This window comes from Bacillus cereus group sp. MS39, assembly GCF_040448665.1.
Classification (GTDB): domain Bacteria; phylum Bacillota; class Bacilli; order Bacillales; family Bacillaceae_G; genus Bacillus_A; species Bacillus_A wiedmannii.
This window is the reverse complement of sequence record NZ_CP123058.1, coordinates 297,611-319,912: the sequence shown is the minus strand read 5'-3', so window position 1 is coordinate 319,912 and position 22,302 is coordinate 297,611. Positions and strand designations below refer to the sequence as shown.

The following is a 22,302-nucleotide window of genomic DNA, read 5'->3' as shown; positions in this document are numbered from 1 at the left end:
GAAGAGGCTATATAACTACAATGTTATATAACCTCTTCTTTCATTTTATTATTACATCGCTTCCGAATCCCACTCATGCTCCTGCTGAACAAATACAATACCTAATTCATGATGTCCCCCAGCGTATAATGCCGTTTGAGCAAGGCGAAGCTCTCCATTTGTATCTAATACTTCTAACTTACAAAATGCTCCCGTCGTCTTCGTTTGAAGCGCATCATAAAATTCCTCAGCGCTTCCTGGAATGACTCCATTTACTTTCGTAATTACTTCTCCAGGCAGTAAATTCAGCTCTGCCCCAATTGTATTCGGGATTGTATCTAATACAACAAGCCCATCATTACGTGCAGCGAAGTACGCCGGTCTTGTCTCATCCGCAATTTTTTCTTGCATGGAAATTGTGAAACGCCCAAGCATTGCGACTCCCATTGCGATAATGGCAAGTACGTGCCACCAATAACTTGCGATTCCTAAAACAAGTACAATTCCTGCTAATCCGTAGACACGTCTTCCTGTGAATAATAAAGCTTCTGTTGGCTCATAACTTCTAATCTTTCTCATAAATCCAATTAAAAATGGAACGAGGAATAGAGAATAGGTATGTGAACCGATTGAAACGACAGGCCACCATGAAATAAACTGTGTTACTGCATCACCTGGTACAAGAATAAAAATAGGAACGATCCATAAACGCTTTGATTCGTGTAAACCAATCTTTAGCCCACGCTTACCCTTACGAATCTTCGGCGTAGAATATCCTACTGCATTTTTAGAAATCAACAAGCCCTCTACAACGAGCATGACACCTAGTAAAATAGCAAGAGATACAATCGTACTCTCTTCCCCTTCTCCAAGCTGTAAGAAGGAAACTGGTAGCTTAGAAGATAATAGAACGCATACAATTGCGATACTAAATGTATAAGCTGCTGATAAATATCGATACATAGCAGTTAATCCAAATAATAACGTCCAAAGTAAGATGACCCATAAGCTCGTTTTGGAAACAACAAGGCCAAGTCCAATTGTAATAATAGATACGATTAATCCGTATCCAACTCCCGCAAATAGAGATGTTCGCAGTTCAAACCAAATATCATAAACTTTAAAGGAAAAATCCTTTCGTTCTCGTAACATACGTAAGTATCCAACGAAGATACTACTTATTAAAAATACATAGACAGCAGGGTGTAAGAAAAAACGTCCAACTGCCCGCATTATTTCAAAAATCCATGCCTCCACGAACCCAATCACCACCATTTATATCATTCTTTCTTTTTATATTATCATAACTGGACAAACGTTTGTTTAACACAAAAAAATACAGGCAGCAAACTGCCTGTATTTCTTTTTATTTCACTATTAACTTTAATGCTGACTGTAATTGTAGATCGTTTTCTCCAGAACGGATTTTTTCAATAATTTTAGTTTGAATCGCCTCAGCTGTCTTTTTATCCAGCTGTCCTGTCGCTTCCATCTCATTCGCATTTTGGAATGCTTTCAGCGCTGATTCTGTCTCTTTACTAAAGTATCCATCTTCACGTCCTGGTACATATCCTAAACTCTTAAGCATTTCTTGCGCGTGTTTTACTTGCACATCATTTGAATTGTATGAAAGTGTCTTTTCAATTTGAATTGGTGTCGCATGATAATAATCTGGTTGCTTCACTTCTACTGTTGGCGCGATTCCTTTTTTATGAATCCAGTTTCCATCCGGTGTTAACCATTTAAACATCGTTAATTTAATGTTGCTGCCATCTTTAAATGGAACGGCTTGCTGAACAGTACCTTTACCAAACGTTTTTTCACCAATTAAATCGTATCCTTCTCCCTCTTTTAGCGCACCCGCTAAAATCTCTGAAGCAGAAGCACTTCCGTTATCAATTAATACTGAAATTGGATATGGCTTTTTCTCTTTCAGTTCCGTAGAGAATTTCTTTTTCTCACCATTTCGTTGCTCTACTTGTAGCATCGGCTTTTTATCCGTCATAATTTCCCCTAGTATCTCTTCTACACTATTTAAGTAGCCACCAGGATTACCACGCACATCAATAACTAAGCCTTTTATATTTTTCTTCTCTAACTCTTTTAACTGATCCTTAAATTCTTTCGCCGTATTTTCAGCAAAAGAAGTGATTTGCATATAACCGATATCTTTTCCACTCTCTTGTTTCACAGAACTAAACACTGTGAAGATTGGAATTTTTTCACGCTTAATTTTAAATACAATCGGATCAGCTACTCCTGCACGCTTAATTTCAATCGCGACAGTCGTTCCTTTTTTACCACGAATCTTTAATACTGCTTCTTCACGTGATAAATCTTTCACACTATTTCCATCTACAGATAAAATTTGGTCATTCGGTTTAATTCCAATCTTTTCTGCCGGTGAGCCTTTAATTGGAGATACGATAATAAGCTTACCGTCCGTTTTGTTCACCTCAGCCCCGATCCCCTCTAGCTCAGGATCAAGCGATTCACTAAACTGTTTAGCCGTTTCTTTATCCATATACGTGGAATAAGGGTCCTTCAGCGTAGACAACATGCCTTGTATTGCACCTTCGACTAACTTGTCATCCTTCACGTCTTCCACATAACGTGAATCAATTAGTGCATACGCCTCATTAATTTTTGCCAAATTCCCTTGTGAGGTGCTAGCGTTTCCACTCGAAATTGTTTGCGTTACTTCTGCTGGGTTAACCCCAAATAAAGACATACCTGCAAACATTCCGCCAGCACCAATTAAAAATGCAACAACCATTCCAATAATTGCAACTCTACGTTTCAATGCGGAATTCCCCTTTCCAAAACACACAGGTGGTGTAGCAAAAGGCATCACACAGTGTGTGATGCCTTTACCTATTTCTACTATATGATAAGCTTGTACGAATTATGTTTGCAACTTTTTATACTTTTAAGAAGCGACGAATTGACATTACACTTCCCCACATACCGATTAAAGCCCCGATTAACACTAGTAAACCAGCTAATTGGAATACGAAAGGACTGTATGGTAGAAGTTCGAAAATTGTTCCGCCAAGTTTTTCGTTAAACACACTTTGTAGTGAATTATACGTAACTAGAATTAAGCCAATTGGAATAATTGATCCTAATACTCCTAGGAATAATCCCTCTAATAAGAACGGCCAACGAATAAACCAGTTTGTTGCACCTACCAGTTTCATAATTTCGATTTCTGTACTACGAGCATAAATTGTAATTTTAATTGTATTAGAGATTAAGAACATCGCTGTGAATAAAAGACCTGCAATTAACGCAATCCCGATATTACGTCCTGTTTTTACAGTATCAAATAATTTTTCAACTTGGCCTTTACCGTATTGAACATTACTTACAAACTGCATTTTCTCAATCTTTTTCGCGATTGTTGCTGTATCTGTTGGTTCTTTTGCTTTTACAATAAATACGTTTTTAAGTGGGTTATCTTGTTCAAATAACTCAAACGTTTTTCCGCTATCACCTAAGCTTTTAATTAAGCGTTTTAGCTCTTCTTCTTTAGAAGAATATTTAATAGATTCTACTTTCGCAATCTTACTCATATCATCTTCTAATTTCTTTTGATCAGCTTCTTTTGCTGCTGGATCAATGTGTACACGAATTTCTACATCTTGCTCTACTTTCGTCGCAAAATGGTTCATATTCATAATCGCTGTTAAAAAGACACCTACAAGTAATAATGTAACTGTTACTGCACTAACAGAAGCAAACGTCATCCATCCATTACGTGATAGATTCTTTACACCTTCTCGCAAATGTCGACTAAGGGTCTTAGCCTTCATATCCGTATCCTCCCTCAATCTCATCTCGAACAATTTTTCCGCCTTCAATCGCGATTACACGATGACGAATTGTATTTACGATATCTGAGTTATGTGTCGCCATAACAATCGTTGTACCACGCTCGTTAATACGCGTAAAAATCTTCATAATATCAAGAGCTGTTTCAATATCTAAGTTACCTGTTGGCTCATCGGCAATTACAACCTTTGGTCTATTAACAATTGCTCTCGCAATCGCAACACGTTGCTGCTCTCCGCCCGAAAGTTCACTTGGTAGTGCGTCTGCACGATCCTCAAGACCTACAAGACCTAAAACTTCTGTTACACGCTCACGAATGGCTTCTTTTTCTTCTTCAATTACTTCTAAGGCAAACGCAACATTCTCATATACCGTTAACTTAGGTAGTAATTTAAAATCTTGGAAAATTACGCCTAATTGACGACGGAAATATGGAACATCTCTTTCTGCTAATGTTTCAATAACAAGTCCATTTACATTAATTGATCCTGTAGATGGCTTCTCTTCACGATACATCATTTTAATAAATGTAGATTTCCCGGCTCCACTCGGTCCAACTACGTATACAAACTCACCTTGTTTAATGTTAACTGTGAGACCAGCAATGGCTTTCATACCATTCGGGTACTCCTTATAAACATTCGTCATTTTTATCATTATTTATCACCCAATACTTAATGATTTTTTTCGAAATACTTTTCTGTACATCTGAAAATAAAAGATAACCTTTTATTCTCGCTTAACCACTCTTGTTGAAGGTAGTCTACTTACAATCTTTTTATAAGCAATACTACTATGTAATATATTTCAGCAAAATTCTACAAACCTCATTGTAACATCAAACGGTTTCCAGTTCGGATACATTTTTGTTACAGTTATGTTACACCCCGAAAAAAGGAAACGAGTCGTCATAGTTCTTACCCAAAATCATTTTGGGATAAGATTATATAACCAACCCGTCCAGTTTACCTTTTTTATTTATGTTCAGCTAACCACTCAGCTACTTTTTTCGCATCCTCACCTTGAATGATTCCTGGTGACATGGAACCGCGACCTTTTTCAATAATCTTTTCAATCTCTGCTGCATCATATTTCTGTCCCACTTTTCGTAAATCCGGTCCAGTTGCTCCCGATAAATCTTTCGCGTGACAGCCTATACAACTTTTTTGGTAAATTTGCTCTGCGCTATCTGTGCTTGCAGATTGTTTCGAAGGCTTACTCTCTTCTTTATTTCCACATGCTCCTAAAGCAAAAACGACTGATGTTCCTAACGCAATAGCCAACAATTTCTTTTTCACTTCTATCGCTCCCCATTGTTGATATTCTTTTCATTCCTAACACACTCATTTTCATTATAAGCACTATCTTTATATAGAAAAACTAAGGTATATTTCATATTTTTCAAAAATACAGTAAAAACCCTGATAATATAAAGCTTTCATAAGTTGTTTCAATTCTGTGAACAACATAAAAACTTCTATAAAGAATTCTTGTTGAACAGAAAATCACAAAAGTTCTGTTCAAGTCTTACTCTATTACCGCTCTGTTTTACTATTCTCTACTTTTTACAATACAATATACAACATTGTATGCTACATATAATCTCATCAAAAAGAGAAGTTGTCGTTTCCAACTTCTCTTCCTCTTTACTTCATCTATAGAAATAAAATCAAATTCTTTATATCCTCGATTATCCTCAGCATACGCCGACAACTTTGTTGGCTTTTTTTCGCTTATTAGATGCGAGAACGTAAGTAAGCATCAATAAATGGATCAATTTCTCCATCCATAACTGCTTGTACGTTACCAACCTCTGTATTTGTACGGTGGTCTTTCACAAGAGAATACGGGTGGAATACGTAAGAACGAATTTGGCTACCCCATCCGATTTCTTTTTGTTCACCGCGAATTTCATCTAACTCCGCTTGTTGCTCTTCTAATTTCTTTTGATATAATTTCGCTTTTAACATTTTCATCGCGTGCTCACGGTTTTTAATTTGCGAACGCTCTGACTGACATGTTACAACTGTGTTTGTTGGTGTATGTGTAATACGAACTGCTGAGTCTGTCGTATTAATATGCTGTCCACCTGCACCACTTGCACGGTACGTATCAACTTTTAAGTCTTCTGAACGTATTTCGATTTCAACTTCATCATTGAACTCAGGTACAACTTCACAAGATACGAACGATGTATGACGACGGCCTGAAGAATCGAATGGCGAAATACGTACAAGACGATGTACACCTTTCTCTGCCTTTAAATAACCGTAAGCGTTATGACCTTTAATTAATAAAGTAACACTCTTAATACCAGCTTCATCACCTGGTAAGTAGTCAACCGTTTCTACTTTAAACCCACGTTTTTCAGCCCAACGTGTGTACATACGTAATAACATAGAACCCCAGTCTTGTGACTCTGTTCCACCAGCACCTGGGTGTAATTCTAAAATAGCGTTATTTTTATCATAAGGATCGCTTAGTAATAACTGAAGCTCATACTCATTCATTTCTTGAATTAAGCCTTTCACTTCAGATTCAAGTTCCTCATGTAAATCTTCATCATACTCTTCTTTTAAAAGCTCATGCGTGATTTCTAAATTTTCGAAGGTCTCATCTAACTGACGGAACTTTCCAACCATCTCTTTCAGTGCATTAGCTTCGTTAATTACAGCTTGTGCACCTTGTTGGTCATCCCAAAATCCTGCACCCATCATTGTCTCTTCTAACTCTGCAATTTGTTTCTCCTTAGTAGGAAGGTCAAAGAGACCCCCTAAAAGCCGCTAATCTCTTAGCCATTTTCTCTAATTCTTGTCTAATTTCTACTAATTCCATTTCCTTCACCTCTATGTAATTGCTGTTACTTTCTTATGAGAACAAGGGAAACTCTCTCCACTTATGACGGAGAGAGTTTAAACTTTCTTAATTATACATTTTTGATGTAAAATTTTGCAAAGCAACCTGGGCTATCGCCCTGTATTACTTCCCGATACCACAGCAGTTTTTATATTTTTTACCGCTACCACATTTACATAAATCGTTGCGGCCTACTTGGTCACCTTTTACAACTGGTTTTTTCTTCGCCTCTTCGCCATCACTAGATGGATGAACAGCTTCACCTTGAACAACTTCTTGACGCTCTAAGTTTTGTTCAATTTCAGCTTTCATAATGTAACGAGAGATTTCCTCTTCAATAGAAGCAATCATTGACTCGAACATTGCGAATCCTTCCATTTGATACTCACGAAGTGGATCAATTTGACCGTAAGCACGTAAATGAATACCTTCACGAAGGTGATCCATCGCATCAATATGCTCTGTCCATTTCGTATCTACTACACGGAATACAACAACTTTTTCAAACTCACGCATTTGCTCTTCTGGCAGAAGCTTTTCTTTGTCGTTGTAACGCTCTATTAATTTCGTGATAATTGGCTCGCTCATTTCCTCTGGAGCAAGACGACGTAACTCTTCTTCTTTTATATCACCTTCTTGCAGAAGGTTTGTATTTAAGTAGTCAACAAGACCTTTAATGTTCCAATCTTCTTCAATTTCCTCTTGTGTATGAAGCGCAACAGCACGTTCTACTGTAGATTTCATCATACCTTCAATAATACTGCGTAAGTTCTCAGAATCCATTACTTCTTGACGCTGTTTGTAAATAACTTCACGTTGCTGACGAAGTACATCATCGTACTGCAGTAACTGCTTACGTGCATCATAGTTATTTCCTTCTACGCGTTTTTGTGCAGATTCTACCGCACGAGAAACCATTTTACTTTCAATCGGCTGTGAATCATCCATACCAAGACGATCCATCATCGCTTTCATATTGTCAGAACCGAAGCGGCGCATTAGTTCATCTTCCATAGACAAGTAGAACTGCGTTACACCAGGGTCCCCTTGACGACCAGCACGACCACGTAACTGATTATCAATACGACGGCTTTCGTGACGCTCTGTACCGATAACTGCTAGACCAACGTTTTTAATATCGTCTCCAAGCTTAATATCCGTACCACGACCAGCCATATTCGTCGCAATCGTTACAGCACCTTTCATACCAGCTTCTGCAATGATATCTGCTTCTCGCGCATGGTTTTTCGCATTTAAAATGTTATGGCGTACACCTTTACGTGTTAACATTTTTGAAATAAGTTCTGACGTTTCAATTGCAACTGTTCCGACAAGAATAGGTTGCCCTTGTTTATGACGATTTACAATATCCTCAACAACTGCATTGAATTTGCCTTCCATTGATTTGAAGATTAAATCAGCACGGTCATCACGAATAATATCTTTGTTCGTTGGAATTACGATAACATTCATATTGTAAATACTACGGAATTCTTCTTCTTCCGTTTTCGCTGTACCAGTCATACCAGATAACTTTTCATACATACGGAAATAGTTCTGGAACGTAATTGTTGCGAGTGTCATACTTTCATTTTGAATTTCTACGCCTTCTTTTGCTTCAATAGCTTGGTGCAAACCTTCGCTATAACGACGACCTTTCATAAGACGACCAGTGAATTGGTCTACAATTACGATTTCGCCTTCTTGTACAACATAATCTGTATCAAGGTGCATGACAACGTGTGCACGGAGCGCCTGATTAATATGGTGAAGAAGTGCGACATGTTTTAAATCGAATAAGTTTTCAATATGGAAAGCTTTCTCTGCTTTCGTAATACCATCTTCAGTTAACATTACATTTTTCGTTTTCACATCAAATGAATACTCTTTTTCATTTTCTAATGTACGAACGAATGCATTTGCAAACATGTATAGCTCTGTTGATTTTTGAGCTTGTCCCGAAATAATAAGCGGCGTACGTGCTTCATCGACTAAAATAGAATCGACTTCATCGATAATAGCAAAATGAAGTGGACGCTGAACGCACTGTTCCCTATATAAAACCATGTTGTCACGTAAGTAATCGAATCCAAGCTCATTATTTGTGCTATACGTAATATCAGCAGCATAAGCCTCTTGTTTCTCTTCGCGTGACATACTGTTTAAGTTAATTCCTACTGTTAAGCCAAGGAACTCATGAAGTTGTCCCATTTCGCTCGCATCACGTTGTGCTAAGTATTCATTGACCGTAACAACGTGAACACCTTTTCCTGTTAAAGCATTTAAATATACAGGTAATGTAGATGTTAACGTTTTACCTTCACCCGTTTTCATCTCAGAGATATTTCCTTCATGTAAGGCAATACCACCCATTAACTGCACGCCGTACGGACGCATTCCAAGAACACGAGTCGCAGCTTCGCGAACAACTGCAAAAGCTTCTGGAAGTAGATCATCTACTGTCTCACCTTTTGTTAGACGTTCTTTAAATTCAAGCGTCTTTCCTTTTAATTGCTCATCTGTTAGTGGCTTAATAGATGATTCTAATGCATCAATTTGCTCAACTGTCTTCTGCATACGTTTAATTTGGCGTTGATTTACATCAAATACCTTTTTTAAAATACCGATCATAGGAAATACGCTCCTCTTTTTTATTAAAATAAAACTTCCGATTGTTTTTTCTTTTTCTATTACAATCAGTCGTTATAAAAATCAAATGTATGTTATGCCAATTTTTCTCCTAATTAAAAAAACTAAAATGTATATACCTAATGATAATTGTAACACTTGTCTTATAACTATGACAACAATCGGCCGAATGTCTCGTTCTAAATTAAGAAAACTTTTTAAAAAAATCTATTTTCAGCAAAAAAAGCGCAGCCATTTCGGCTGCGCTTTTGAATTATTATTTAGTTTCGATTAAACCATATTTCCCATCTTTACGGCCATATACAACATTAGTTTCATTTGTATCAGCATTTGTGAAGACGAAGAAATTATGCCCTAGCATATCCATTTGTAGGATCGCTTCTTCAACGTCCATCGGTTTTAAATCAAATCGTTTTGTACGTACAAGTTCTAATTCATCCTCTTCTACCGCATCCAGAACAGCTACTGCTTCTGGAAGGATAAAGTTCGTTTTCACAGAACCTTTCTCACGTAACTTACGATTTACCTTTGTTTTATGTTTACGAATTTGTCGCTCAAGTTTATCAACTACTAAATCGATAGCAGCGTACATATCGCTATTAGTTTCTTCTGCACGAAGTAATAAATCAGTAAATGGAATTGTTACCTCGACACGTTGCTTGTCAGAGTATACTTTTAAATTAACTTTAATCTCTGGGAATGTATCAAAATAACGCTCTAACTTACTTAGTTTTTTCTCTACATATTCCTTTAATGCTGGAGTTACTTCAATATTTTCACCACGAATGTTGAATTTCATAGATGAATTCCTCCTTTCAAGCCTATGTACTATAATTTCGACATTGGCTTAAAAACTCCTTCTAACTTTTTTAAAAAAATTAGTGGAATTGCGATTTTTTTATCGTTTTTTGTTGAAATGAAAAGATGCATCGTTTCTATCTTTATTTTATCCTATTAACATCGTGAATAACGAATATAACTGTGGACAATTCGTTACAGAAAAGAAACAACTTTTTGACAACTTGATTCATAACAAAAACCTCTTGCAAAAAACAAGAGGTTCTACTATATATAACGTTGCCACAAACGCAGCTTTCTCTACCCAAAAACAATATTCCTACAGTTTTACAACATTAGCTGCTTGTGGCCCACGTGCTCCATCTACAATGTCAAACTCAACTTGTTGCCCTTCTTCTAATGACTTATATCCATCTTGTTGAATAGCAGAAAAATGAACAAACACATCATCACCATCTTCACGCTCAATAAACCCAAATCCCTTTTCTGCATTGAACCATTTCACTCTTCCTTGCATGTTCATTCCATTCCCTTCACTCTAAAAATCAGGGCATTCGCCCCATACTTTGACTATAACGAATGACAACTTACGAAGTCAAAGAAGACTTATCGTCTTTTTATTATCCCTTTCGACAGTTACAGATCAACTTCTACAAAGCGTCAAACTAGAAACTTCCCTTGCTCCTCTATCGTATAAAAGACTTCCAATTTGTCTAACTGTAATTCCTGTCGTATATACATCATCAACGAGTAAAATATGTTGATCATGAAACATATCTTCTCCCTGAAAATAAAAAGGATTACTTCCCGAAAGCCTTTCTTTACGTGTCTTCTTACTTTGCTTTTCTGTTTCCCTTCTTCTTAATGAGGGATAAGAAATTTTGACAGGTAAACATGCTGCTAATAACTCTGCCTGATTAAAACCACGTTCATATTCCCGTTCCCTACTAAGCGGAACAGCAATAACACTTGAAATGCTCGTAAAATGCTTTTGAAATAGCTCTCGAAAGGATCGATAAAAAATATGAACTAACTCCGCATCTCCCCGAAACTTAAACTGTGCTAATATTTCTTTCATCTCATCATCGTACACGTGCAAAGAACGATTTTTAAAAGGACGATACTTCTCCTCTTTTATCCACCTTATGCAATCCACACAAATATCATTTTCTTTATATTCGGAAGTCAAGTCCTCTAAAGGTCGCCCACACTCCATGCAAATCTCTCCTATAATATAGGAAAGTTTCCGCTCACACCTATCACATATATATTTTTTGTGAGACTTTACAAAGAAGGTGTACCAACTAACTGTTTCCAACATATACTCATCGCAAAGTAGACAATGCATTAATCGATTAATCCTTGTTCTTTCGCCTTTTTGTTCATACTTTGAATATGCCTTTTCGCGCGTACCATCGCCTCTGTCTTACCACAATGAAAATAAACGACCTCGCCATAAGGTTCTTCAAAACTACGACCTGCTCGGCCGGCAATTTGTACGAGCGCACTTTCTGAAAAGATTTCTTCTTCCGCCCCTAACACCGCAACTTGTAAATTCTTCACAGTTACTCCTCTCTCTAAAATTGTCGTTGTAACTAATAACGGAATTTCTCCCTTTCTGAAAGCTGCTACTTTTTCTTTTCTCATCGGATCTTCTGCATGTACACCATCGATTCTAGGATCCAACGTTTTCAATATCAGGCTCAATTCTTTTATATATCGCACATGAGGAACAAATAAAAAAATGGGATATTTTTTGCTTACGTACATTTTTAACCATTGTAGTAACACTCGAGGAATTCTTTTATGGTGGAGACTTTTCTTCCAATTTCCGCACCAGCAAAATAAAGGAACTGGTAACGGATGACGATGGTATCGTCCAGAGACAATGATACCTTTTTGTTTACCACTTCTGAAATTATGTTTCCACTTTTCATCGGGAGTTGCCGTTAAATAAATACGCGCCGCTTTCTCTTTCATCGCTTGTTGCACTGCATACTGTAACATTTGATCCGCATAATACGGGAAGGCATCTATCTCATCTACAACCATGACATGAAACGCTCGATAGTAACGTAACAATTGATGCGTAGTTGCAACGACTAACGCTGCATCTTTTTCCCGGTCTACACTCCCTCCGTATAAAGCAGCTACATTTATATGTGGAAACACTTCTTGTAATCTCGGTGCTAATTCTAGTACAACATCTGTTCTTGGTGTTGCGATACAAACCCTTTCTCCTTTTCGCAATGCCTCTTCCATACCGTAAAATAACATTTCTGTCTTTCCAGCCCCGCAGACAGCCCAAATAAAAAAAGAGTCTTTCTTCTTAATAGCTTCTATAACACCTTGCGCCGCCAACTCCTGACCAGTAGACAAGGTCCCGTTCCACTGTAACGGATTTAAACCTTTTTCTCCTTTTCTTTCAGCGATCCCACGAACGAGTACAGCACATTCACTTACCCTCCCCATCGTTATACACTTCCGGCAATACGTACATACTTTACTGCACCTTTTACATAAAAATGACGCAAATAGTCGCTGCTCGATATTTCCGCAGCGCTGACACATATATTTAGAAGCTTTCTTTTTTACACCTTGTACACATACGACCTCCCTCTTCTTTTTCAAATCTTGTAATGTATCCCGTAAATCTGAAGAGAGTTCCTCTAATAGTAACTGTTTCCCTGCTAACATCAGCAACCACCTCCAGCACTACTATAAACCTTTCTCATAATCTCGTAAAAACTCAAAAAAGCCGATAACCTACTTATAAAATAGTAAGCTATCGACTTTATACACGTTTTTTTATTAAATTATAATCCTATAATCTTCCGTAACCTAAGAAATGTTTTTGGTTGTAACTACTGCTTAAGCTAGCGTAAGCAATCCCTTTATCACCAGCATGAATCATTTGGCCATTCCCAACGTAAATACCGATGTGAGATGGACCTGGTTTATAAGTACCTTGGAAGAATACTAAATCTCCAGGTTGTGGGCTACTTACTCTAGAAACTGAATTCCAGTAACCTGCAACGTCTTGACGTCCTACACCATAGATGTAAGAAATGAATCCACTACAGTCAAAACCACCGTTTGATGGAGATGCACTTCCCCAAACATATGGTAAGCCTAAGTAGTTTCGTGCTTTAGCAATTACGCCAGTATCCGGAGTTGGAGCTGGTGCCGGGTTTTGCTCTGGTTTTTTCGTTTCTTGCTTAGGTGCTTCTTTTTTAGGCTCTTCTTTTTTAGGTTCTTCCTTTTTAGGCTCTTCTTTTTGAGCTTGTCCACCGTTGTTTGCTGGTGCAGCTTGCTGAGCAGGTGCTTGTGCTGTGGGCGCTTGCGCATCTTTAGCAGCTTGTTCTGCTTGTTTTTGAGCAGCAGCTTCTTGTGCCGCTTTCTCTTGTGCTTCTTGTTCAGCAATACGTTGTAATTGTAATGCTTGTTTTTCAAGATCTTTCAATTGACTTTCCGTACTTGTCATTGAAGTTACAACTGTGTCCATTTTACCGCTTAAATCGTTTACTGCTGTTGCTTTTTTCGCTTTTTCAGCGTCAAGTTCTTTCTTAGCCGTTTCAATTTGAGCTTGTGCTTCTTTTAGTTCTTTTTGCTTTGTTTTTACCGTTTCAACATCTTTTTTCACGTTCGCTTGGTCTTCTTGTTGTGTTTTCATGATATCTTCGTCAGACTCAAGAATTTTAGAAACAGAAGTTAAACGATCAACTAAATCTGCAACGTTTTTAGAGTTTACAAGAACTTCTGTTACAACGTTCGTGTTTGGTTGCTCTTGAAGTGCAACTAAACGTTTTCTTAATAACTCTTCACGTTTTGCAATTTTCGTTTGTAGTTCTGCAATATCTTTATTTTTATTTTCGATTAATTGCTCAGTATCCGCAACTTTTTTCGTTGTTTCATCAAGTTTTGAAGCATTCTCTTGAACAGATTTATCCAAACCTTGAATTGTTTTGTTTAAGTCATTCATTTGCTTTTGTAATACATCACGTTCTTGTTGTTGTTTATGTAAAGTGTCATTTTGTGTATTAATTTGTGATTTCACGTCAGAAATTTTATCTTCTGCAAATACATTTGGTGTTAGTCCTGAAAACATTAACCCTGCAACTAATGCGCAAGATGCCATTTTTAGCTTTTTCATTTTATTTTTTACACCGCTTTCTTTTGTCTTTTTTCCGTATATAACCTATAAAATTTATACCATAATTCGGGATTTTTTTTGCTAATGTTACGCTATTGTAAAACAAATGTAATATTATATGTAACTCTATCGCAAAATATGCATATTTTTGTATATATGTGTAGAATTTTAAAAGCTTTTTATAAGCAAAAAAAAACGCAAGGTTTCCCTTACGTTTTGTTACATACACTAATACAAATGAAATCAAAATGTTATTTCATCCATTTCTCAGCCCAATTTTGGACTTCATCCATAACACTTTCTAATGCTTTCCCTTTTTCAGTTAAGCCGTACTCGATTCGCACTGGTACTTCCGGATAAACATTACGAACTACAATGCCTTCACTTTCCAATTCCTTTAAACGCTCTGATAACATACGATCGCTCATATTCGGTATAATATCTGCGATTTCTCTAAAACGTTTTGACTCTTCAAGCAAAGATTTAATAATTAAGCCAGTCCATTTTTTACTAAGCAAAGTAAAAGCTGACTCAAACTTTGGACATAAACAAGAATTATGCTCCATATGTTTCACCTCTCTTCTATTATAATATAGTTTCTTGTAAAAAGTAAGTTATAAAACTTTCCTCATTATTTTATTTTACGTACATTTTACCATTTCCAAATATTAACTTGTCAACTACACGTAAAATATCCGTAAAAAAACCCTCTTCAAAAAGAGAGCTTTTTATATCTTATTACTTCGTATACCATCCAAGACCTAGTGCACCTTCACCTAAATGCGTACCAATTACAGCACCGAAATAACCTGTGCGGATTGTAACATGAGGATATTTTGCTTCTAATTCTGCCTTCCATTCATTCGCTTCCTCTTCACGTTGTGCATGAATGATAACTGCTTCCATAGGTACACCTTGACTTGCTTGCTCATCAAAAATTTCAACAATTCGTTTTAACGCTTTTTTACGTGTACGAATCTTTTCAAATGGAATAATGATTTTATCTCTAAAATATAAAACGGGCTTCACTTGTAACAAACTACCAATGAAAGCTTGTGCACTATTTAATCGTCCTCCACGTTGTAAATGATGTAAATCATCCACTACAAAATAAGCGTCCATCGTTTGCTTCATTTCATCAAAACGGGCAACGATCTCTTTCGGATCTTTTCCTTCGCTTGCTAATTTTGCTCCTTCACGTACATAGAATCCTTGTACTTCACAACTAATTTCAGAGTCGTACGTATATACATCAATACCCTCTACCATTTGCCCGGCTGTCGTTGCCGTTTGATATGTACCACTAATCCCACTTGAAAGATGAATGCTAATAACCGCATCATAATCCTTAGATAGTTCTTCAAATAACTCAACAAACTTTCCGATTGCTGGCTGAGAAGTTTTCGGAAGTTCTTCTTGCTCACGTACTTTTACATAGAAATCATCTACTGAAATTTCAGCTTCTTCTTGATAAGATTCCGTTCCAAACACAACGTTTAATGGAATCATATATATATTGAGTTCATCACGAATATGCTTCGGTATATATGCTGTACTATCAGTAACAATAGCTGTTTTCATTTGCGTACCTGCCTTATAAAAAAGTTTTTATTCCCTAATTTTACACGAAAACTAAAAATGGTGCATCCATACATGAAAATGCCAATTTAAAATAACACTTACCATCTCGACAAATTACAACAAAAAGGTGAAATACTCACCAAAAATTTCAACTTATTTATAAAAAATGTTTGAATATAAAAACGCTCGCTTTTAAAATGTAAAGTACTAGTCATTTTGGTAGATAGGGGCGTATACGAGTGTTATTACAATATTTAACAATCAAAGACTACGGTGAGCACGAAATTGTCATTCAAAAATCAAGATTTATTTGTTACGTTAGCAGAGCTACAACCGAAGCAGAAGCTCAAGAATTTATACAAAAAATAAAAAAACAAAATTGGAATGCCACACATAATTGTTCTGCGTATTTGATTGGCGAACAAGATCAAATCCAAAAAGCAAATGATGATGGAGAACCTAGCGGCACAGCTGGCGTACCTATGTTAGAGGTACTAAAAAAACGCGGTTTAAAAGATACCGTCGTTGTCGTTACACGCTATTTTGGTGGCATCAAACTTGGCGCAGGTGGATTAATTCGCGCATATGGAAAATGTACAAGCGAAGGCATTAATCATGTCGGTATTGTTCAGCGAAAACTAATGCGTGTTATGCAGACCGAAATTGATTACACATTACTTGGCAAAATTGAAAATGAATTACGTAATTCGAAATATGCCATTAAAGATATACATTATCTCGAAAATGTCACATTTGATACGTATGTAAAAGAAGACGGAAAACAAGCATTCACAGATTGGATGATTGAGTTAACAAATGGGAAATGTACAATTACAGAAGGAGATATGTTGTACTTAGAACAAGATGTTATCTAAGAATAACTACATCCTCACCTTTAAAGATTAATGTAGTAAATTACTTTCCTACAAATGAACTAAGGAGATTATATATGGAAGAACGTTATTATCATCTCCAAAATAGCAGAATAAAAAAGAAACGAAGAAGAAAGTTTTTCTACTTCCTTATTTTCGTATTTTTATTTGGTGGTGTAGGACTTTATATATTAAATTCCTACTCTTCTCTCATGGGGATGTATAGTGGTTTTACTCGTCAAAAATCGGACTTGAGAACCGAAGATGTAGAAATTACAAAGGAGCCTTTTACACTCCTCATTATGGGTATAGAAGATTATGCAACGGACGGTCAAAACGGTCGTACAGATTCATTAATGTTTGCGACCATCAATCCTAAAACTAAAAAGATTTCGCTTATGAGTATCCCTCGTGATAGTCGCGTTCCAATTGTTGGTAAGAACAAAGAGGACAAAATTAACGCTGCGCACGCTTACGGCGGAGAAGAAATGGCAATCAAAACTATCGAAGGTTTTCTAAAAGTTCCTGTAGACCATTATATTAAAATTGATTTCCAAGGCTTTAAAGGAATTGTTGATGCTGTTGGCGGTGTTACTGTTGATGTCCCATTCGATTTTTGGGAGCGTTCAGACGTGGATTACTACAAAAAAATCGAATTTAAGCAAGGACAACAAGACTTAAATGGGGAAGAAGCACTCGCATACGTACGTATGCGAAAGCAGGATCCAAACGGCGATTATGGTCGGGCCGCTAGACAAAGACAATTACTAGCCGCTGTTGCTCAAAAACTAAATTCAGCCTCTACCGTATTTAAAATTAAAGATTTAACAACAGTCGTTGGAAAATATATAAAAACTGACATTCCTATTTCTGACGGACTTGCACTTTACAATAAACTATCTGGGTTTGATCCTTCTACAATACAAACGTTCAAGCTTGAAGGAGAAGACAAAAAAATAGGTGGTATTTATTACTTCCTTCCGGATCCAAACGGTGTTGAGGCAGTACGTAACGAAATAAAAAAAGAATTAGGAGAAACAGCAAACACGCAAGACAATTCAACGACAAAAACCGAATCAAACCCTTCTTCAAATTCTAACTCTGACGAAAAGGCAAAGAAAGAAACGAATCAGAATCAGAACAAAACACCAACTGAACCACCTCCTTCTACGAATGCTCATGCAGAGTGGATTATGAGAAATCAGCAATAACAAAAAGAGCCAAATCGCATATGATTTGGCTCTTTTTTATTTACTTATTAAAGTGTTGTAAAATTGCTTCAACAATGCGCTCTGATGCACGGCCATCACCGTAAGGATTAGATGCTTTTGACATCTTATCATGAGCTTCTTTATCTGATAACAACTCATCAGCAAGACTAAAGATTGTCTCTTCGTCTGTTCCTGCTAATTTCAATGTACCTGCTTCAATACCTTCTGGGCGCTCTGTTGTATCACGAAGAACAAGAACTGGCACGCCAAGTGATGGTGCTTCTTCTTGAACACCGCCAGAATCAGTTAACATTAAGTATGAACGAGCTGCAACATTATGGAAATCAATTACATCTAGCGGCTCGATTAAATGAATACGGCTATGTTCTCCTAAAATATCATTTGCTGTTTCACGAACAACAGGGTTCATATGAACCGGATACACAACTTGTACGTCTTCATGCTTATCAACAAGACGTTTAATTGCACGGAACATATTACGCATTGGCTCTCCTAAGTTTTCACGGCGGTGAGCTGTCATCAGTACAAGACGATCGTTTCCAAGTTTCTCTAGTACAGGATGACTATATGTTTCTTTTACAGTCGTTTTTAGTGCGTCAATCGCTGTATTTCCTGTTATGAAAATGCGTGACTCATCTTTATTTTCTTTCTGTAAGTTCGTTGCTGATTTTGTTGTAGGTGAGAAATGAAGATCTGCCATGACGCCTGTTAATTGGCGATTCATCTCTTCTGGATATGGAGAATACTTATCCCATGTACGAAGTCCTGCTTCAACATGACCTACTGGAATTTGATTGTAGAAAGCAGCTAAACTTGCAATAAATGTTGTCGTTGTATCACCATGTACAAGTACAATATCCGGCTTTGCTTCTTTCATTACTTTATCCAAACCTTCTAAACCACGCGTTGTAATATCAATTAAAGTTTGACGATTTTTCATAATATTCAAATCGAAATCTGGCGTAATTCCAAAGATGCTTAATACTTGATCTAACATTTGACGATGTTGTGCTGTTACAGTCACAATTGATTCGATTTTTTCTGGATGCTTTTGCAACTCTAATACAAGAGGTGCCATTTTAATTGCTTCTGGACGTGTCCCGAAAATTGTCATTACTTTTAAACGTTCAGTCATTTTATTACCTCTTTTCTTTCACTAGTTACAACTTCTATTATGATATATAAGAATATACATGAATACATGCCTTTTTAACGAATAACGGAAAAGTCCCTCTTACAAATACTTTCTCTTCCAACCGAATAATAATCTATCTCTTGCTTCTTGACATCCTCAATAGTATAACAATTTCTCCCATCAAATAGAATGGGCTCCTTCATAAGCTTTACATACTTCTCTAACGGATAAGTTCGTATTGATTCCCATTCTGTTAAAATAAAAACAGCATCAGCTTCTCTAATCGCTTCATCTATGCATCCGGTGTAGCGTATAGTCTCTCCAAACACACCTTTTACATTTTGAATAGCCTGCGGGTCATATAGAATCACATCTGCATCCATATTAATTAATTCTTCTATTATAACAAGGGACGGCGCTTCTCTTATATCGTCAGTATTCGGTTTAAACGCTGCGCCAAGAACTGCAATCTGCTTTTTATTCATATCTATTATTTTCTTTGCTTTTTCAACCAGTAACAACTGTTGTTTATTATTCACTTCAATAACCGCTTTCAACAAGCGAAAATCATGCGCCACATTCCCTGCAATTTGCACAAGGGCTTTCGTATCTTTCGGAAAACACGAACCCCCATAACCAATGCCCGCATTTAAAAAAGACGCCCCAATTCTCTTATCCATTCCCATCCCTTGTGCAACGTCTAATACATTGGCTCCTACCTTCTCACATATATTAGAAATTTCATTTATAAAACTAATTTTCGTAGCTAAAAAAGCATTTGATGCATATTTAATCATCTCTGCACTTTTTATATTTGTAACATACGTTTTTAAGCGTAATTCACTATACAAATTCTCCACTTTTCGTGCCGCTTCCTCATTATCTGCTCCAATTACAATGCGATCTCCCTGAAAAAAATCGTAAATCCCTGAACCTTCCCGTAAAAATTCCGGATTCGATACGATATGTAATTCATATCTATTTTGTAATTTCTCCTCAATCCATCCCCTCATAACATCATTTGTACCTACAGGAACCGTACTTTTCGTAACGACAATAATGTCATTCGTCGCATATGTTCCAATATCGTCACAAGCACTTCGAATATATGTTAAATCCGCTGTCCCATCTAATAAAGACGGCGTTCCAACTGCAATAAATATAAATTCTGCATCGTAAAATGCTTTTACTCTACTTGTTGTAAAAGTTAAACAATCATTCTCACATGCATCATTTATTAATTCATATAAACCCGCTTCATAAATAGGCAGATCTCCTTGCTTTATCCGTTTAATTTTCTCATCATTTATATCAAAACATGTGACTGAATGGCCTAACATTGCCAGTCCTACTCCTGTAATTAATCCAACGTATCCGGTACCTATTATCGTAATTTTCATTTCCTTTTCGCACAGGAATATACAATAGAAAATATACGAATACATAGAATTCTCCCTGTGCTTCCCCCTCTCACATTAAAAATGAGAAAACTCTTTTACTTCTTTATTATATGAATTACTTTTTCCATTCTTTTTTAAGTTTTTGTAAAATTACATGTAAGAATATAAAATGAAACTTTATTCAGTAAGGGTCATCCATCATCGACTAATTATTAGTTAAACCAATCAGGCCTTTACAGGAATTAAGATCCCCACCTAACTTCTTTTCTCCAACTGAATTTTGAAGTGCGAACCTTACTGCCCGTTCATGCGGATAAATTCCCACATTTTAACACGAAACTTACTCATTTCTACGTGTAACACTTATAATACTGAAATAAAAGTATTCACTATCGAAGAAAAAGAGAAAATGTCATATTCCAAAGCCCAATACGATTAACCTTCTCAAATGATTCAACATTCTGTATACAATTGTCATATATTCTATCCGCTTCCATTTACCACACAAAGAAAAAAAGATTGAATTCTAATCTTTTTGTGATACCATATGTTATGAGCCTGTAAATAATCATCGAAATTTTCAGAAAAAACATCTAAAAATTACGTTTAAATATAAAAGGTGGGGTATTAATGGACTCACAGGTGATTTATGCCATTTTGGCATCCTTTATCACTGTACTCGGCGTTACTCCTTTCGTTATTAAATTAGCATTTAAGATAGGAGCAACAGATAAACCAAACGCGCGTAAAGTACACCAAAAAATCATGCCCCGTCTTGGCGGATTAGCAATTTTTATCGGTGTAGCTGTAGGTTTTGTTGTTGGTGGGTTATACGAACAAAGAATGTTATCAATAAGCTTAGGCGCTATCATCATCATCATCATTGGGATTTTAGATGATATATATGAATTATCAGCAAAAGTAAAATTTGGTGGCCAGCTATTAGTTGCTATATTAATTGTAAAAAGTGGATTATTAGTACAGGTACTATATATACCAATTATCGGGGATACTGAACTTGGATGGCTCGCATATCCAATTACAGTTTTTTGGATTGTAGGCATTACAAATGCCATCAACTTAATTGATGGTTTAGATGGATTATCCGCTGGAATTTCATCAATCGTTCTAGCAACATTGGCTTACATGGCCCTCACCAGCCCTATGGGTACTGGTGCAGTTATTATCTTGCCATTAGCACTTATCGCACTTGCAAGTACGCTTGGATTTTTATTCTATAATTTCCATCCAGCAAAGATTTTCATGGGAGATACCGGCGCCCTATTTTTAGGTTATTGTATTTCCATCCTATCTTTATTGGGATTATACAAAAGTGTAACGCTATTTAGTTTCCTTGTTCCAATTATCATTTTAGGTGTACCTATATTTGATACAACTTTTGCGATTATTCGTCGTATTGTAAATAAAAAACCAATTTCAGCACCAGATAAATCTCATTTACATCACCGTCTCCTAGCAATGGGATTCTCTCATCGTACGACGGTGCTCATCATTTATGCATTTGGTATTTTTTTTAGTGTAAATGCTATTTTTTTCACTAAAGCGACGCTATGGATATCAATGATTCTTCTGTTTGCTTTAATTTTCTTTACTGAAATAGTCGCTGAAGTAATCGGTCTTGTACACGACCGTTACAAACCAATTATTTCCTTCTATAAAAAGGTTAAAAAAAGAGAAGACTAATTGTAGTATAGCCTTTACAATTATGAAATATTCAAATAGCATCCTCTTATAAGAAAGAGGATGCTATTTTTTATTCATCATTTTATATTTCCAAAATATAGATTGTTTG

General features: G+C 36.5%; 19 protein-coding genes. 3 read left to right on the top strand and 16 right to left on the bottom strand.

The window, feature by feature from the left end:
- Window positions 1–51: 51 nt before the first annotated feature.
- From QEP67_RS01495 to QEP67_RS01430, 14 genes are all read right to left on the bottom strand, one after another.
- Window positions 52–1,254, bottom strand: a complete 1,203-nt coding sequence (locus QEP67_RS01495; RefSeq protein ID WP_048566663.1) for a PDZ domain-containing protein — start codon at window positions 1,252–1,254, stop codon at window positions 52–54.
- A gap of 91 nt (window positions 1,255–1,345) precedes the next feature.
- Entirely contained in the window at window positions 1,346–2,830 is a 1,485-nt protein-coding gene (locus tag QEP67_RS01490; protein WP_033658939.1) for a S41 family peptidase, read from the bottom strand.
- A gap of 70 nt (window positions 2,831–2,900) precedes the next feature.
- Complete coding sequence (gene ftsX / locus QEP67_RS01485; protein WP_000645020.1) at window positions 2,901–3,794, bottom strand: permease-like cell division protein FtsX; 894 nt, start codon at window positions 3,792–3,794, stop codon at window positions 2,901–2,903.
- Window positions 3,784–4,428 (bottom strand): cell division ATP-binding protein FtsE, encoded by a 645-nt coding sequence (gene ftsE / locus QEP67_RS01480; RefSeq protein ID WP_002096203.1) that lies wholly within the window; start codon window positions 4,426–4,428, stop codon window positions 3,784–3,786. Before ftsE ends, ftsX begins: the two co-directional genes overlap by 11 nt.
- Window positions 4,429–4,787: 359 nt before the next feature.
- A complete protein-coding gene (gene cccB / locus QEP67_RS01475) occupies window positions 4,788–5,111 on the bottom strand; it encodes a cytochrome c551 (RefSeq protein ID WP_000727965.1) in 324 nt (107 codons plus the stop codon).
- A 438-nt stretch (window positions 5,112–5,549) separates the two neighbouring features.
- Window positions 5,550–6,648 (bottom strand): peptide chain release factor 2 gene (gene prfB / locus QEP67_RS01470; protein ID WP_096001656.1). Its coding sequence is split into 2 segments (ribosomal slippage): window positions 5,550–6,575 and window positions 6,577–6,648, totalling 1,098 coding nucleotides; the frame shifts between segments, so codons are not numbered across the junction.
- Window positions 6,649–6,792: 144 nt separating this feature from the next.
- Complete coding sequence (secA, locus tag QEP67_RS01465) at window positions 6,793–9,300, bottom strand: preprotein translocase subunit SecA (RefSeq protein ID WP_000579394.1); 2,508 nt, start codon at window positions 9,298–9,300, stop codon at window positions 6,793–6,795.
- Between the two features lie 274 nt (window positions 9,301–9,574).
- Entirely contained in the window at window positions 9,575–10,117 is a 543-nt protein-coding gene (gene raiA, locus QEP67_RS01460; protein WP_000671193.1) for a ribosome-associated translation inhibitor RaiA, read from the bottom strand.
- A 318-nt stretch (window positions 10,118–10,435) separates the two neighbouring features.
- A complete protein-coding gene (gene cspC, locus QEP67_RS01455) occupies window positions 10,436–10,633 on the bottom strand; it encodes a cold shock protein CspC (protein ID WP_001990088.1) in 198 nt (65 codons plus the stop codon).
- Between the two features lie 126 nt (window positions 10,634–10,759).
- Window positions 10,760–11,464 carry a ComF family protein gene (locus QEP67_RS01450; protein WP_048566666.1) on the bottom strand — a complete coding sequence of 235 codons (705 nt, stop codon included), beginning with the start codon at window positions 11,462–11,464 and terminating at the stop codon, window positions 10,760–10,762.
- On the bottom strand, window positions 11,464–12,813 hold the full coding sequence (gene comFA, locus QEP67_RS01445) for an ATP-dependent helicase ComFA (protein ID WP_353706504.1): 1,350 nt from the start codon (window positions 12,811–12,813) through the stop codon (window positions 11,464–11,466). Before comFA ends, QEP67_RS01450 begins: the two co-directional genes overlap by 1 nt.
- A 127-nt stretch (window positions 12,814–12,940) precedes the next feature.
- Complete coding sequence (locus QEP67_RS01440) at window positions 12,941–14,269, bottom strand: C40 family peptidase (protein ID WP_000734335.1); 1,329 nt, start codon at window positions 14,267–14,269, stop codon at window positions 12,941–12,943.
- A gap of 251 nt (window positions 14,270–14,520) precedes the next feature.
- The gene (locus QEP67_RS01435) at window positions 14,521–14,835 is read right to left on the bottom strand and encodes a helix-turn-helix domain-containing protein (RefSeq protein WP_000400858.1); all 315 of its coding nucleotides are present in this window, start codon (window positions 14,833–14,835) and stop codon (window positions 14,521–14,523) included.
- Window positions 14,836–15,007: 172 nt separating this feature from the next.
- Complete coding sequence (locus tag QEP67_RS01430; protein ID WP_000844776.1) at window positions 15,008–15,850, bottom strand: DegV family protein; 843 nt, start codon at window positions 15,848–15,850, stop codon at window positions 15,008–15,010.
- A gap of 239 nt (window positions 15,851–16,089) precedes the next feature.
- Here QEP67_RS01430 and QEP67_RS01425 point away from each other — a divergent pair, with 239 nt between their 5' ends.
- Window positions 16,090–16,725: a YigZ family protein gene (locus QEP67_RS01425; protein WP_000926677.1), complete on the top strand. Its 636-nt coding sequence runs from the start codon at window positions 16,090–16,092 to the stop codon at window positions 16,723–16,725.
- A gap of 74 nt (window positions 16,726–16,799) precedes the next feature.
- Window positions 16,800–17,933 (top strand): LCP family protein, encoded by a 1,134-nt coding sequence (locus QEP67_RS01420; RefSeq protein WP_000392778.1) that lies wholly within the window; start codon window positions 16,800–16,802, stop codon window positions 17,931–17,933.
- 40 nt (window positions 17,934–17,973) lie between these two features.
- On the opposite strand, the gene wecB is transcribed toward QEP67_RS01420, so the two are convergent.
- On the bottom strand, window positions 17,974–19,089 hold the full coding sequence (gene wecB / locus QEP67_RS01415) for a UDP-N-acetylglucosamine 2-epimerase (non-hydrolyzing) (RefSeq protein ID WP_000140148.1): 1,116 nt from the start codon (window positions 19,087–19,089) through the stop codon (window positions 17,974–17,976).
- Window positions 19,090–19,163: 74 nt separating this feature from the next.
- Window positions 19,164–20,534 (bottom strand): UDP-glucose/GDP-mannose dehydrogenase family protein, encoded by a 1,371-nt coding sequence (locus QEP67_RS01410; RefSeq protein WP_000287631.1) that lies wholly within the window; start codon window positions 20,532–20,534, stop codon window positions 19,164–19,166.
- A gap of 585 nt (window positions 20,535–21,119) precedes the next feature.
- Here QEP67_RS01410 and QEP67_RS01405 point away from each other — a divergent pair.
- Window positions 21,120–22,193 carry an MraY family glycosyltransferase gene (locus QEP67_RS01405; protein ID WP_000378301.1) on the top strand — a complete coding sequence of 358 codons (1,074 nt, stop codon included), beginning with the start codon at window positions 21,120–21,122 and terminating at the stop codon, window positions 22,191–22,193.
- Window positions 22,194–22,302 lie beyond the last annotated feature (109 nt).

What these genes read in the sequence shown, in the direction of transcription:
- QEP67_RS01495 (WP_048566663.1), bottom strand. Translation starts at nt 1,254, where the DNA reads ATGGTGGTGATTGGGTTCGTGGAGGCATGGATTTTTGAAATAATGCGG.
- QEP67_RS01490 (WP_033658939.1), bottom strand. Translation starts at nt 2,830, where the DNA reads ATGCCTTTTGCTACACCACCTGTGTGTTTTGGAAAGGGGAATTCCGCA.
- ftsX (WP_000645020.1), bottom strand. Translation starts at nt 3,794, where the DNA reads ATGAAGGCTAAGACCCTTAGTCGACATTTGCGAGAAGGTGTAAAGAAT.
- ftsE (WP_002096203.1), bottom strand. Translation starts at nt 4,428, where the DNA reads ATGAAAGCCATTGCTGGTCTCACAGTTAACATTAAACAAGGTGAGTTT.
- secA (WP_000579394.1), bottom strand. Translation starts at nt 9,300, where the DNA reads ATGATCGGTATTTTAAAAAAGGTATTTGATGTAAATCAACGCCAAATT.
- raiA (WP_000671193.1), bottom strand. Translation starts at nt 10,117, where the DNA reads ATGAAATTCAACATTCGTGGTGAAAATATTGAAGTAACTCCAGCATTA.
- cspC (WP_001990088.1), bottom strand. Translation starts at nt 10,633, where the DNA reads ATGCAAGGAAGAGTGAAATGGTTCAATGCAGAAAAGGGATTTGGGTTT.
- QEP67_RS01450 (WP_048566666.1), bottom strand. Translation starts at nt 11,464, where the DNA reads ATGCATTGTCTACTTTGCGATGAGTATATGTTGGAAACAGTTAGTTGG.
- comFA (WP_353706504.1), bottom strand. Translation starts at nt 12,813, where the DNA reads ATGTTAGCAGGGAAACAGTTACTATTAGAGGAACTCTCTTCAGATTTA.
- QEP67_RS01440 (WP_000734335.1), bottom strand. Translation starts at nt 14,269, where the DNA reads ATGAAAAAGCTAAAAATGGCATCTTGCGCATTAGTTGCAGGGTTAATG.
- QEP67_RS01435 (WP_000400858.1), bottom strand. Translation starts at nt 14,835, where the DNA reads ATGGAGCATAATTCTTGTTTATGTCCAAAGTTTGAGTCAGCTTTTACT.
- QEP67_RS01430 (WP_000844776.1), bottom strand. Translation starts at nt 15,850, where the DNA reads ATGAAAACAGCTATTGTTACTGATAGTACAGCATATATACCGAAGCAT.
- QEP67_RS01420 (WP_000392778.1), top strand. Translation starts at nt 16,800, where the DNA reads ATGGAAGAACGTTATTATCATCTCCAAAATAGCAGAATAAAAAAGAAA.
- wecB (WP_000140148.1), bottom strand. Translation starts at nt 19,089, where the DNA reads ATGACTGAACGTTTAAAAGTAATGACAATTTTCGGGACACGTCCAGAA.
- QEP67_RS01410 (WP_000287631.1), bottom strand. Translation starts at nt 20,534, where the DNA reads ATGTATTCGTATATTTTCTATTGTATATTCCTGTGCGAAAAGGAAATG.
- QEP67_RS01405 (WP_000378301.1), top strand. Translation starts at nt 21,120, where the DNA reads ATGGACTCACAGGTGATTTATGCCATTTTGGCATCCTTTATCACTGTA.